Annotated in this window: 11 protein-coding genes; all 11 read right to left on the reverse strand. The window is 42.3% G+C overall.

The window, feature by feature from the left end:
- The gene (locus E5331_RS07930) at positions 1-3,072 is read right to left on the reverse strand and encodes a helix-hairpin-helix domain-containing protein (protein ID WP_168355177.1); all 3,072 of its coding nucleotides are present in this window, start codon (positions 3,070-3,072) and stop codon (positions 1-3) included.
- Positions 2,966-4,726 carry a PHP domain-containing protein gene (locus tag E5331_RS07935; RefSeq protein ID WP_135984423.1) on the reverse strand — a complete coding sequence of 587 codons (1,761 nt, stop codon included), beginning with the start codon at positions 4,724-4,726 and terminating at the stop codon, positions 2,966-2,968. Before E5331_RS07935 ends, E5331_RS07930 begins: the two co-directional genes overlap by 107 nt.
- A gap of 1 nt (position 4,727) precedes the next feature.
- On the reverse strand, positions 4,728-5,747 hold the full coding sequence (locus E5331_RS07940; protein ID WP_275441136.1) for a toprim domain-containing protein: 1,020 nt from the start codon (positions 5,745-5,747) through the stop codon (positions 4,728-4,730).
- 45 nt (positions 5,748-5,792) lie between these two features.
- Positions 5,793-7,151: a DnaB-like helicase C-terminal domain-containing protein gene (locus tag E5331_RS07945; protein WP_135984425.1), complete on the reverse strand. Its 1,359-nt coding sequence runs from the start codon at positions 7,149-7,151 to the stop codon at positions 5,793-5,795.
- Complete coding sequence (locus tag E5331_RS07950; protein WP_168355178.1) at positions 7,132-7,728, reverse strand: hypothetical protein; 597 nt, start codon at positions 7,726-7,728, stop codon at positions 7,132-7,134. The genes E5331_RS07945 and E5331_RS07950 overlap by 20 nt, the downstream gene beginning before the upstream one ends.
- Positions 7,697-8,374: a sigma factor gene (locus tag E5331_RS07955; protein WP_135984429.1), complete on the reverse strand. Its 678-nt coding sequence runs from the start codon at positions 8,372-8,374 to the stop codon at positions 7,697-7,699. Before E5331_RS07955 ends, E5331_RS07950 begins: the two co-directional genes overlap by 32 nt.
- A gap of 57 nt (positions 8,375-8,431) precedes the next feature.
- Positions 8,432-8,932 (reverse strand): crossover junction endodeoxyribonuclease RuvC, encoded by a 501-nt coding sequence (locus E5331_RS07960; protein WP_135984431.1) that lies wholly within the window; start codon positions 8,930-8,932, stop codon positions 8,432-8,434.
- 5 nt (positions 8,933-8,937) lie between these two features.
- Positions 8,938-11,307, reverse strand: coding sequence for an AAA family ATPase (locus tag E5331_RS07965; protein ID WP_135984433.1), 2,370 nt, complete (start codon positions 11,305-11,307; stop codon positions 8,938-8,940).
- Positions 11,308-11,310: 3 nt separating this feature from the next.
- Positions 11,311-12,348: a metallophosphoesterase family protein gene (locus tag E5331_RS07970; RefSeq protein ID WP_135984435.1), complete on the reverse strand. Its 1,038-nt coding sequence runs from the start codon at positions 12,346-12,348 to the stop codon at positions 11,311-11,313.
- A gap of 91 nt (positions 12,349-12,439) precedes the next feature.
- Positions 12,440-13,915, reverse strand: coding sequence for a hypothetical protein (locus E5331_RS07975; protein WP_135984437.1), 1,476 nt, complete (start codon positions 13,913-13,915; stop codon positions 12,440-12,442).
- Positions 13,881-14,405: a hypothetical protein gene (locus E5331_RS07980; RefSeq protein WP_135984439.1), complete on the reverse strand. Its 525-nt coding sequence runs from the start codon at positions 14,403-14,405 to the stop codon at positions 13,881-13,883. The genes E5331_RS07975 and E5331_RS07980 overlap by 35 nt, the downstream gene beginning before the upstream one ends.
- Positions 14,406-14,796 lie beyond the last annotated feature (391 nt).

The raw sequence follows: 14,796 nt of genomic DNA on the forward strand, positions 1-14,796 counted from the left end.
TCAAATCAACTTTAAGAATGAGCTTCTGCCGATTTGAAGAGTGTTCTTCTCATCGTAATCACTCCATTTTACATTTACTACTGCAACGATCATTCGGCCCTCTGCTTTCTTCAGCTCCTTTTTCCAAATATCCCAATCATCCCAGATGGTAAGGATATTAGTTTCAGTATTTTGCTGAAGCTCGATTTTGCCAAAGTGCTTAGTTTCGCCAGTTCGTTTATCCTTGTAGGATTTATCAGTAACAGAGCAGATAGCGGCACAAATGACACCTTTTCGGACTTCATAGAACATATTGCTGAGGTCTGAGAACTCGATATACTTGTTTGCTGAAACACTCTTTGGCTTCTCCATATTATCATAGATCCTACGATAATCAATAGTGCCGTGACCAGAAACAGTGATTTGCTGACGACTCCACCAGTAATGCTTATCTCGCATTTCTTCAGGAATATCCTTTTCAGTCAGCTTAAATCCTAAAAGAGTAGCAGCCTTTTCTAATAAGCCATATCGCTCCAGAACTGAGCCAACATTTTCGCAAGCATCAAAGGCTCCAGCAAAAATCAGATTACGAACACTTCTTGCTGTCACCGGGCAGCGTTCACGAGTCTCTGCCGTCCCTTCATCATCAAAGTTCTTGAACTTGCTTTTGAAGATACGCTTGATAAAATCTTCCAGGTCATAAAACTCACCATACAGATTACGCTCCTGAACGATATACTTAACCGCTTTAGGACCTAATTGCTTAATGCGAGATAAAGACCAGTAAATCTTATTATTCTTGAAGTCTGCCGTGAAATTTTCACCTGAGATGTTGATGTTTGGCTTCTCCAGCTCCGTACCACCGACAGTCTTGATTTCATTCATAAGAACTGCCATCTTATCCTCATCTTGGTCTCGTAGAACGACAGTATAGAAAGCAGTTGGATAGTAAGTTTTGAGCCACGCACCGACATAAGCCGTCAACCCATAAGCTGTAGCGTGAGAATTGCACGTCACAACCCCCTTCCCAGTAAGGAAAGTATGGTATGGATGCTCCATTTCTACATCATACACTGCCGTATCACAAAGATATTCCACTGATACTACCTGAACCACAGCAGTGCCAAGACCCTTACGGCCCATCTTTACACGGCCCATTTCATAATGAGCTTTCTTATGACAACTTGGGCATAAGGTCTGAATATTGGAGTAATTTTCCCCGACATCTGAATGATCGCCATTGATATGATGAATCTCCAGTCGCTTCAAATGCTTGCCACATTTCTCACAGTGATCTTTCTTCAGATGCTGCTTATAATACTCCAGCTTTGTATAATTGGAGTCACGAGTCATAAAACCCTGATGACCTTTCTGCGCATTGATGCTGTGGGCCTCCACATTATCATTTGAATGATACCTGGGATTGTTCAATTTACCCTTGTCAGTAAACCGATAGGTTGTATCTTCCTTAATCCAACCCACACGGATATACATAAAATCCTCGCCGGGGATAAGCTCATCAGTACGCTTTTGGCCATCCAATGTCGGGTGTTTATGATTGTCGGTTACATCAATCGTGCTGCCATTTGCCAATGTAATACGATATACTGGGCGAACACCCTGATAACGGATATCCACAATGCGGTTGATGACCAACTTCTCATCTTCATTCAAAGACCAACAAGTGCCATAGCCGAACTTCCGATACTTATTTCTAAGACCAAGACGGTTGTTGGCTTTAGCCCATTCATAGTCATTTTTGGTGCGCCACATATCACCGATATTGATACGAGTGCCAGCACCTTTCTCCTTATGTCTGCCCCACAAGTATTCGTGGCCGGCGATACAAGCATTAAAAGAATACTTTGCAGCATCTTCCACATTGCTCCAGATTTGATCAGCAGCTTCTTTAGGACACCCGTTTTGCTTGGCTCCGGCAAAGAACTTAGCTTGAAACTTACGAACTTTCTCCAGTTTTTTCTTACTCAGAGCCTTCACAAGATTCACACCGTCACCAAGGCTAAGGCCACCAACCTTTTGAGCCACACGAGAAATCTGCTCCTGATAAACCATCTGAGCAAAAGTATCTTTCAAGATTTCATAAGTTCCCCATAAGTAGGTTGGCTCATATTCACCTCGCTTTGCACGAACATAATTATCAGCAGCTCCAGAGTCGAGAGGACCTGGACGGAACAGCGCAACAGAAGCAATCAGGTCATTAATATTATCCGGAGCCAGACGTTTGATGAATTTTGTGATACCCTCGCCACCCATCTGGAACACGCCCTGAGTATTGCCCTCACGGATAATCTTAAATACCTTCTCATCATTCAGATACTTAGAAGCGATTTCAAGAATGTTATACTTGACCCCATACTCACTCTCAACAAGATTGAGCGTATCTGAAAGTCTGGTAAGCTCCTTAATACCCAGTACGTCATTCTTCAAGATACCAATAGCATCAATATCATTACCTGAAATCTCAGATACCAACAGGTCGCCCATCTTTCGGATAGGTAGTAGGTCAAAACATTCCACACGCTCTCCTTTGACATATTCTGGAGTGATGATAAGTGCGGAGGCGTGAATACCGGCAGAGCGAGCTTGCCCCATAATCGGTAATATCTCTTCAAACACATCGGGATATTTCTGAATGAAATCCCTCATACGTTTGTCTGTGGAAGCCATCTTCATCAGGTCGGTCCACGTCATATTATCATCCAGAATCGCTGTCAGATAATTGGTGGTAGCCTGAGAAATTTTATGAGTTCTGGCCACGTCTTTGATGACTGACTTTATCTTCTCAGTTGTAAATGTACCAGCTGAAAAGACACGCTGGAGACCGTCTTTGTTATAGCGTCTTTCCAAATATGCCTTTACCTCATCACGGCGAACCGCACTGAAGTCAGAATCAATATCAGGAAGAGAGCCGTGATTGCGTTTCACATATCCGTCGCCGGCATAGCAATCTGAAACAAGAGAGGTATTAGTTTTGTGAGTTATTGCCCGAATTTTCATGCAGAAGTTTCTTGGGTAAGGTGTGAAGTATATCACAGTTATCGAACTGAATGTCATCACCTTCTTGCAACTCATCTGCATATACGGTCAGCTGCTCACCATTTCTGATCACAACTAACTCAGCATCCTTATCGAGCAAGAGTATCTTATCATCATCTAAGGCCAACTCAAAGTAATCTGAGGACTCTATATCATCGGCCATAACAGTTACCTTATCCGGCTCCAGACCGGCGCGCTCCGGCAACAAGAAACGCTCAAAAATCAAATCATATTTCAGGGGATCAATAAATGTGATACCCATAAGATAGAGTAGTAGGCACCCACCGGCAGAGCCTCGACCAATTCCAGTCAAGATACCATTTTCTTGGGCCCAGTTCAGTTCATCTCTCTGAATAAGGAAATAATCAACATTATCGGTGCTTTCAATAACGTACTTCTCATATTCGACACGCTTCCGATATTCCTCTTCCTCTCCTTCAGGAACCAGTTTCTTAAATCCTTCCTCAATCAATGATCGGAACATAGTCAAAGTATCACCATACTTCTCACGTTCCTGAGGAGTCATATCATACTTGGGAGCATAGTTATCACTAAGATCATAAGCAGCTGAAGCGTTTTCAATAATGTCAGCAGTCGCTTCACACATATCATAGAAAACATCATCGTCATATCTATCGGAGAAGAGAGCACGGAACTCATCATAAATCTCATCAATAGTTTTGAGATACTGCTTGTATGATTGCTCATGGGCAGCCCCAGTGTCAACCTTATTGAGAATAACCTTGGTACGCCAATCTTCTTTATCCAAATAGTAAACATCTTGGATTAGAACTGGTCGAATATTCATTGAATACTCCAGATTGCCCTGATAAAAGTTATCGAAATATGCTTTTTGGCTTTGCAGTAATGCGGAGTCAATTCTATCAGCTCGATATTCTGAAGTGTCAACCTGAAAGAATACCCAACCATCAAATGCTTCAACAAAATCCTGAAGGGCGTTCTTATTTTCGGCGAGCCAATGGCCACTCCACTTATCAAACACCAAGGTATTGCCTTCAGCAAGATTAAGAAGAGTGATTAGGTCTATCTCTTTTGTTTCATAGTTATCTACCGCTATAGCTTTCTGAATACGCAGCATATTCTTAAACCCCTGCTGAGTAGCTGAGTAGAGTTTTACACCAACCTTATCCTTACCAGTACGCACGGTTAATGAATATCCGAAACAGTATTTTAGACCAGCATCAGTAGCCGACTGCTGCAAATCCAAAGATGCAGCCATCGTATTCCTATCTGACACAGCCAGCCCTTTGTAGCCCAAGAACTTAGTTTTAGTACACCAGTCCTTCAATAAGCCACTGCCATTCAACAACTCATACCCGGAATGAATACCTAAAGGATAAAATTCACATTCGTGTTGGAATGTGGGGGTATTGCCCACATACCGCAGAATTTTGAATTGGACTTCCGATGGATCTTTACGAACATCAATGTAAAACCACCGGCAGCCAAACGGAAAAACTATATAATATATCTCATCTGCAATCAGATAAGAATAATTCTCAATGCTGTTGAATACCACATTCCCCTCTTTGGTTTGTTTGAAGATGTGGTCATAATCATCCTGAATAAGACAACGGCCAAATCCAGGAATGACAACCACGTCCTTACGCAAAGAGTAAGTGATGTTATGGTTATCCAGCCATTCTTTTAATGATACTACCTCTTTCATCTTATCCAAGATTAAATTCTCTAACCGTTTTAAGATTATAGGCAAAGACATCATAAATGTCCTCGACATCCATTTCATCCCAATCTTTGCCTACACCATCAGGAATATCAGCAATCAGAACATCGAAGTATTTATCAAGCTCCATTGCAATTTTAGATGTGGTTTCCTTTGCATCATTATCATAACCGATGACAATCTGTTCCACCCCCTTTTTCTGGAGCTTGTACATCTGTTCCTGAGAAATCTTCTTTCCAAAAGTAGCTATGGGAACTATATGTTTGTTATCATAAAGCTCCAACTTGCGATTGAGACCAACCACATCAAACGGACCTTCACAAAGAATTACTGAATGTGTGGTGCCGACCTCAATCGCATCATAGTTGTATAGCATTTTTGCAAAGCCGTTACCATCACGTTCATCGGAATTTTTATAGCGACGAATCTTAAAGTGATGTCTGGAATTGTAGCTGTCAATCTCTTCTTTACTGAGAATACTGCGAGCCACAAACCCAACAGTCCGGCCTTCATCTCGAACTTCAAGAATTATGTAATCCTGATATTCTCGTTCAATAGAACGGTTTGTGCCGACAGGAAAATACTCATAATCATCTACTTCCCAGCCACGAGATTTGAGATATGAGTTTTTGTAACAACGCTTATACCCACGAGGCATGGTGATTTCAACGAGATCATCATCAATCTCATCATCCAGCATAGCTGAGATGTCCGTCTCACTGTCATCAAGTTCCGCTGTTTCTGCCGGTATCAGATCCTCACGATCCAAGGCTTTCAAAGTCTCTTTCAAAGAGCCGAAACGACGGTTACAATGGTAGCAATTCGACATACCAAACCGCCTCTTGCCGACATTATTACCGACATAGATACCATATTTGAAGCCATCATGCCCACAGAAAGGACAATTAGGAACCAATATATTTCGTCTTGAACCATCCATCTTGCCGCCTAAATCATATAGCAGCTCTTCTCTGATGGATTGTTGCATTTCTGGTGTGATAATCATTCGTGTAGTCCTGTCTTAACACTGCTTTCATCAACTTCAAAATAGTTAAGACTCTTGGGGAAGATTAAGAGTGCGTACTCTGTCATAGAACACCTCATGCTCATAGTCAAGAGCAATTCTGAAAGGCTCTCCCTTTTTGCAGAAACGGAACTTGTCGGCATAGAGTCGCATAGTGCCTTCTCGATACTCTTTTTTACTCTGATTGAGAGAAATCAAATGAGTACAAGGGCGCTGAAGTCCTTTACATTCTGAGGTATTGAAAGCCGTAAGCACATTCTTCTCATCATTCACCCAGTCAGGATTTTCAATGGTAGCCTGATAAGTGACAACGAGCCAGCTGTCAGTTTCACCGGCCAAATCTTTCAAGTCCTGAGCGGTTGCGATACGCTTGTGACGTAAGGATTTAGAATCCCAGTTCTTACCCGAAGAGTCAGTACAGAGGTCAAGCGAGTCAACGATGATCACGTCTGGATATTTGCCATATTTCTCACGATATTTATCACAGTCGGTTCTGATGTCAGTGGTCGAAACTTCCTTGCCGAACTTAGGGTAAGCCTTTACTCTCAAAGTGCCTTTGTAGGTGTCGAGCATACTTTTCAGATGCTCTAACGTATGATTGTTGACTTTACCACTCTCATATTCATAGGTGGTGGTTCCGCTCAACATTGCAGAATACGCATCTGTGGTTTCCGAAGCAGCGCCCTCCAACTGTATGTGGAGCACATCAAGACCACTGATGTAGGCGGCATTATAGCCAATCCAGCGAGCAATGTGACTTTTACCGACACCAGACATAGCCAAAAAGAGAGAAAGCTGAGTGCGAAGATTACGCCCCTGATTCATCTCATCGAGGCCATCAATATAGAAGCTATTGACCATCTTAGCTACCGGGTTCTCATTGCGCACTTTGTTTTCGCGCAAACGCTCTTCGTATGTTTGGGCGATGTCAATAAACTCTTCCGGCTTTAGTGAGAACTGCTGGAGCTTCAATGCTTCTTTGGTAAACGCCATCATTGCTGATATACGCTCGCCATCCTCGTATTTCTTATTGACTTCTTTGATGATTTTCTTAAACTGAACCAGTTTCAGATACTCTTCAAATTGGTCTCGAATACTCTCAGGATTTACACTGGTAGCAACCTCTTTGATTTCCTCCAGCAATTCAGATACAGCTCGTGATGAAGATAAACGCTGGGAGATAATGCCATACTGAGGGGCCGTCTTATATTCATTGAAATGCCCTTTCAGCGTGGAGTTGAGCAGCTGATACTGCGGATCCGGGAGAAATGAATCCTCCATATAACGGCACACCACCGAACACACCTGATTGTTAGTGATAGCGCAATTATACAGCTCCGCAAGGAACTCAGATGTCAAGACGTTTTCATTTTTCTTTCCTGCCATGATAAACTTCTTTTCTGTACCGCATAAGCTCTGGGTACTTCTTAGCGGTCATTTTGCCACACTCCACCCAGTTATCACATCGTCCGCAAGCCTCTGAAAGCGGACTCCAGCCGGTCGTTGACCGTTGACACAAGGCCAATCCCTCATTCGTATTCAGAAACCGCTTTTTTATGGGTTCCTCAGAAGCAAGGTAAACCATTTTCTTCAATGGATTAGGTTTCGGCTTTGTTATCATCGAAGTAAGCTGACCCCTTGACAACTCAGCCTCATCCAACCATTGATTGATGTAGAAATTCATTCCTGATTTACCATCAGTGCTAAGGAATTGGTTTCGATACTTCTCCAAGGCTGCCTGAGAAAACAGATAGGTATATTGCCAGGAGCCATTAGCAAGAGATGTCCTGTATCGGTATATCTGATACACCAGATAATCGACAATTCGCTCATCATCAATATCTGAGACACCGAACAAAGCCGGTAGCTGTTGCAATCCATTTTGAATATAGAGTGCAACCATACCGCTCTGTGTAAACCGCCATTTAGGATCAATCGTCCTCTTCACGACGGTCTCGATCATCTGGCGTACTTTTATGGTTTTTTCTTGTAATTCCATATTGTCTCAGTTTATATTGCAATTCACGTTTTGCCCAATAAATTCGGCTCTTTACTATATCTTCACTCCGTTTTTCAAGATGTCCGCGCTCCCATTCTATTGCAGTTATCTCTCTTATCCTATGCCCCTGAACGTGCAGCATAAAGGGAGAAAGTCGTTGCGAGGGGATTGTCATCAACACTGCAAGCATTTGGTCTGAGATATTATCTATCAAATTCCCAAATTCAGCTTCAGTGACCATACTGGTGCCGTGCTGATAAATATCCTCCATAGAGCACATCTCAATATCAGTCCAATGCTGAGACTCTTCGTATTTGTCCTTATTCTGCTTTTGACAAGCACGTTTAACGACAATATGGAGCCAAGTCATCAACTTTTTGGACGGATCGTATGACCCGATATAGTGATAGAGTTGAGTTAAACAAATGTTGTAATTGTCATCGACATCTTGATAGTTAGCTGTATAGTGTTTAGTTAAACTTTTGATGTCCGCCAGATTAGGAACTACATATTTGTTGAAAAGACGTTCCTTTTCCTTTGGACTCAACTGCCGACAAAGCGCAGTCGGTTTGGCGGGCTTTCCCGCATCTTTTGAAGCATTATTTGACATTGAAGGGCGAACTTATTGGGCAAAACATTCATAATTTGCTTATTTTTACCAGATTAATTAGAGCTTATAGCGATGAATGAAATACATATAGATATGCAAGGCATCTGCAAGGTTATCATCACCTTCCACGTCTATATGGTATCTCTTTTCGGCAAACTCTATCATCATTTTCTTGTCCGCCCGGCCATTGCCAGTGCCGTGCTTTTTGATGTCGGTAGGCTTGAAGGTGACAATCGGAATATCCAATGTCTGACACACTTCAAACAAGATCCCACGAAACTCACACAACTTTCGGAAATCTATAAAATGCCCAAAGACTACATCTTCGGCGGCAACCACTTTAATGCCATGAGAGGTAAGTATCTCAATGAGCCAGTTTCTGAAAGCCTTGTGCTGGGCATAATCGGGCCCCATATACTTGGGGGCTTTCTCTGTCGGAGGGAAGTGCTTGGTGCCGTAATCGCCCAAGGTGTAGAACCCACAGTGGGTGGCCACATCAAAAGCCATTACGTCACCACGCCCCAACTGACGAACATACTCTTCAGTTAATTTCTGCATAACTATTAATTTGAAATTGTTGAAATTCCTTGTTTTTTTACTATTAATAGCTTATGCGGATAGCTTTCTGAGACACCTCCCTGAGTGATCAGAAGAGCAGTCTGTCCGAGCTTGTTAAGAGCCTCACAGTATGTCGCCATACCCATTTCATCAGACTTATCCAGCAACTCATCTATAATGATGCAATCCAGTCCTTTACCGTCCTCACAATTTGAGTTAGTAAGAGTATGAAGAGATAAGATGCAAGCCAGATTTAATCGAGCCTTTTCACCGCCGGAAAACTTATGATAGGAGCCACAGTCAATGCCGTCGCGCATCACCTGAACTGAAATCTTATCTCTCAGCTTACCAGTCTTGGTTACAGTGAATCCTTCCAGTTTGAGTCGAATATCTGAACCAATCTTTTCAAGAAAGTCGTTGACAATGAGAGATAGTGCATCAATTTTCTTTCTGGCAATATGAGATTTGAACATAGTGAAATGCACCTCTTGCTCTTTCAGGCGGTTGTATTCTGCCTGAACATCAGCTACAATCTCTTCTGCTTTTTCAAGATCTGCCTGATATTTCTCCAGAGATGCCTTTAAGGAAGCTGCAAAATCTGTTTCCGGGGCCTCCAGTATATCTCTCTTGGATTGCTGGTATTGTGTCATCTGACCCTGGATAAACTTAATAGACGAATCCTGCTGCTTAATGAAGTTTTCACCATTCATTACACGGCCTTCCAGAACACCATTGATTTCACCAAAAAGACGGTTACGCAGGACCTCAATCTTACCATTCAGTCGATCAAGATCATTCTCAGTTGATACAAGGCGTTTCTGAAGTACAGACACGTTATTTTCTGACTGGTCAACCTCCCTTGATAAAGCTACCAGAGCAGAATACTCATTATTAAGTTCAATATTGCGAGCTTTGATTTTCTTGTTGATCTCATCAGCTTCTTCAGATTTGGTTTCAGCTTTTTCATCTATCGAGTCAAATTCCTCGTTGAGTTTCTCAACTTTGGATTTGCTTTCTTCCATTTCAGTGCGGAAACCAATGAGATTTTTTCTAATTTCTTCGACAGAAACCTCGTTGCCAACAAAAAACTTATGCTCACACTTAGGGCAGATAACAACCCCATCCATCATCGCAGAATTTTTAGCAATCAAAGCCTCCAATTCCGCTTGACGTTTTTTATGAGTTTTTACCTGAGCCTCAATGTTATCAAGCTGCTGATCAATTTTCGCAATTTCTTTATTGATTTTTTCAATCAAAGCCTGATCTTGTTTTGTCAGCTCTGTTTGTTCATTAGAGTGTTGATTGTAAAGAGTTTTTTGCTCTTCATAAGTTTTCTGACGCTTCTTTACCAGTCTGGAAGCCTCAATAATCTGAGCTTTAATATCTTTAATCGAAACAGTCAGATTTGATAGTTCCTGCTTATATTTTTCAGATAAAGCATCATATTCACTGATAGTGCCAAGTTCATGGTCCTGACACATTTGCTTTATCTGATTATACGCTTCCAACAACGCTGTGTCGGATTCTTCCAGACTGGCCACACTGGTTTGGAGGCTTTGCAAAAGTTCAAGTCTTTTCTCTCCTTTTTGCTTTTTATCCTCAACAGCCTCAATATCTTCACGGCACTGTTGAATCTGCCGGTCCAATCTTGCGATGCGCGCCTCCCGCTCTTCTTTTGCATTTGCCTTCTTCTCATCAACCTGAACAAGCTCATTCTCTATGGCGGAGATCGAGCCTTTAATATTTATGACGGTATTATTAGCTTCACCTAAGCGCACAGAAATAGGCTCCATGTCGGCTTGAACACGGGCGATACCCTCATCAATAATGAAACCATTACTGAAGCGATTGATAACCTCTTTCTTATTCTTATCAGAGCAATCGAAAAAGCTCTCATACTTGTTATCACAAAGAATGAAATTATTATAAATATCATCCTTTGAGAGTCCGATTTCACTGAGAATGAATTTATTGTAATCCGATACTGTTGGCTGGATAGTCTTATCCGTTTCAATCTCTTCACCGGTAGCTGCATATTTGTGACACTCGACAACCTGGGCTGCATTACGACTGATGTTGCGTTCAATGGTAAACACAGTGTCATCATAATCATTATCAAGTCTGAGATAGACATACGCCTCATCTGCATGATCATTGATAATCTCTTCCACACTCTTCACTTTGCGTAGCTGCTCACCATTCAGGGCAAGAGATATGGCTTCAATCAACGAAGATTTGCCGGAGCCATTATTAGGCTGAGAAGCATTATCTTCATTTTTGCCAAAGATTAGAGTGGCTACACCCTGCTGGATCTTTAGGGTTGCCTCGTGAAAAGAGACAATATTCCTGATTTTTAATTCTGTTAATCTCCACATAGTTTAGCCCTCCAAATATTTCATACCCAGCTTACTGTCAATCGAATTTTCATTGCAGTAATTCTGATATTCTTTTTTAATGCCCTGCTTATCATACTTTTCCTGAATGTCTGAAGCAGCAGTTTCTTTAGGTAAATTGCTTTCTGAAACAGCCTCGACTTTATGAAAGCCTAAGTCTATCAACTTCTGCTTATCAAAGAGTTTAGCTTGCTTTTCATTGCACTTTACCTTGACCTTATACTTGTAGCGGTCATCTTTATCCAGAGTGAATTTATCAACATCCTTGAAATCCAGTTCAATGGTCTGGAATCGGGTGTTGACTTCATTCTTGACAAAACTATAGGAGCCATCGGAATACAGAATGGTATAACCCTTCTCTTCATCTTCGCCAAAATTACCCTGACGTGATGAACCGATGTATTCGATATTGGTATTCTTGATTTTTACCCGGTTATGATAGTGGCCACACAAAACGGCCTTAAAATCAAGCAACGGAGCCTGCGCAAGTTCACCATCAATCTCAAAATCACCAAGCGCACCGTGTACCCCTTCGTGAATGTAGAGAATGATGTCTTTTTTGGTGTACTGAGGATGGTTGCTAAGAGTATGTGAAACAGCTTCATCGAGCTTATCTAAAAACGAACCATTCTCAGGGAAATAACTTATTAGAAGCAGACATACATCGCACCCTTGCCATACAAGAGCTAAATGAGTGTCAACTACTTCTATGCGATCTAAGCCAACCCAAAGATGATTATATCCCTCGATTGCCTCTTGATCAGTTTTATCGTGATTACCTTCACCGATAGTAACATATATGCCCTGGCGTGTAGCCTTGACAAATGCACTCTTAACGGCAAGTAATGTAGCCAGTGTTTGAGAAGCTCTGGATGTGAAAACATCACCACCCACAACTATATCCTCAATACCTTCGCGCTTACAGATTGATAATGCCTCATCCCAGTTTTTAAGGAACTCAGCTATATTATCTTTGTTAGCGTGTAAATCATTTACTAATAAAGCGATAGCCTCTTTTTCCATATTCCTGTCTGAGATTAAATAAGAATGAGAGGGCACAGGCATTGAGCCAATGCCCTCTCGAACTACATGAATTATTATCTAAAGACAGGAATTATCTCAGGCGGCGGGAATGAAGTCTGCGACGTGAACTTTCAGGAGCCGGAGCCTCTTCAGGTTCCTCATCGGCTTCAGGTTCAGGAGCAGGAGCAGCAGCTTCTTCGCTTCCCGGACGAGCACGGCGAGCACGACGGCCAGATTCAGGAGCCGGAGCAGCTGGAGCTTCCTCTTCTTCCTTAGAATCGGAGTCACCATCTTCAGGTTCCTCATCCTCATCTTCTTCCGGCTCTTCAACTTTGGGTTGAGGGGCACGGCGACGTGATTGAGCGGGAGCCGGGGCCGGTTCTTCTGCTGGTGCTTCTTTAGGCTGTTTGTCCTGGTTATCCAGAGCCTCTTCAACCTCTTCAAGAAGCTGAAGGTTGTTCTTTGTGCGAGAAATACGAACATCGAGGTTCTTATCCTCAATGAATTGACGGATTTTTTCACGCAGATCCTTGTATTCCTCAGACTTGTCATTCAAGCCCTGGTCGGTGATATTGTCGTACTCTGCATAGAGGGAGTCGATAGTAACCTCATCCTTGCCATCCTCTTTATTTGTGGCGGTGGCAATATCGAAATGAGAGGTATCTTCCGGTGAAAGTTCACCCTTCAGCTTCTCAACAGCCTCAATGAAGTCAGGCTCTTTGCAGACTTCCATATCGTGCTTCTCATCATACTGCTGGAGGAACACAAGAGTGGCTTCAAGCTGATAGCGGGTGTAACGATAAAGCTGTTCGGGGAGACGCGGAAGTTCCAACAGCTTTTCAGCTTCGGCTTCCGTAATGTCGAGGGTTTTGCGACCGATTTCGATTTTGTAACCGGTTTTGTTGTTTTCAGTTGTACGGATTACCTTAACGGGATATGCGTTGGTAAATCCACTGATAGGACAGGTGTCTTGGCCATCATCGGCTTTAAGCTCTGCCCACAGACGCATCTTGGCAGCATCAAGATCCTTATACTGGCTGTGAGAACATTGCCACAGCTGAGGACCTTTTGCACGTTCTTTATCGCTGGAAACGTCAAGCACCATAATTGCGTGCTGGTAATTCCAACGAATACCGCCCTCATAAGACGATGCGGAAAGGAGTTTCATCAGATCCTCATCATCACCATACATTTCCTTACCAATCTTGACATAGGTATCAAGAAGGTCAACGGACTTGCCGACTTCCTTGTCGGTGGTGCGAATAACTGGAATACTGATTTTTTTAGGCTTCTTGCCTTTCTTGCCGGGAACTTCAATGGTCAAGAAGAACTGATGGACGGCATATTCGTAGCCTTTCCGGTCCATCGGAATGATATTGCCTTCATTGTCAAAGCTGGGAGCCAAAGGCAATACGCGGATTGAATACTCGCCGTCCTCACCAATACGGAAACGCTCGACTTTGGGGGCACCGGCTTCTTGTTTAGCTTTCTCTTCTGCTTCTGCAAAAGTCAGCTGGGTTTGCTTGAACGCTTCAAATGCGCTCAGTTTTCTTTTTTCTTCGCTCATCTTTAGATAATTTGCGCGAAGAGATAAAATTGCTCCAATCAGCCTCTTGATTCAAGTAGGCTTGGCTATGCAGTTCTCGCATTGCCGGATCTCGAAGATCCTCATTGCGTGGAACCTCAATACCCCATTCCTTTAGGGCATATTCAACGATTTTCTCTATTACATCGTTGACATCACTTGCTTTCTCCGATTTTAATTCGCAGTAACTAAACCGCTGACCTTTTATTTTGACGGTATGTATCGGAGCAAACATATCCTCAAAATATTTGTAGAGTGCTGTAGTGCTGGGATGATCGGGCAAAGAGTCCGAAAGGAATTTCAACACTACCGAGAATAGATAGGAAATATAAGGTAAATTCCTATTTCGCGTATCGTCACATATCACGAAAAGGTAGTTATCGTTGTCGGGGAGCTTCTCACACGCTTGCTTAAACTCGTCGATAACGGTGTGACCTGCTACCTTCCTCAATTTTCCTTTTCCACGAATCATGTCATCATACGGGTCATGTTATTTGGTTTTGCGCTGCTTTAATCATTTTCGATGGCAAAATTAGAAAAACATTTTGAGATGGCAAAATATTTTTGAAAAAATTTTTAGACCTGAATACTGAAATAGGCTTAATTTACTGATATGCTGATAAATAAATTTCGTTTTGCTGTATAGTAAAATAACCTCTCACGCGCACACGAACCTTATAAAAGCAACTTTTATAAATGTGAATGAATGTTAATTATTAGAGGTTGAAATCATTTTATGCCAAAAATATTTGGAGCATCCAATAATTAGCATTACCTTTGCATCGCAATGTTGAATTGGTGCCTCAACAATGCGGACATACGGAATATACGTTGAGTCCGTAAGGCTCATTCAATATATTGCA

The sequence above is a fragment of the Lepagella muris genome, from assembly GCF_004793975.1.
In the GTDB taxonomy this organism is placed as follows: Bacteria; Bacteroidota; Bacteroidia; order Bacteroidales; family Muribaculaceae; genus Lepagella; species Lepagella muris.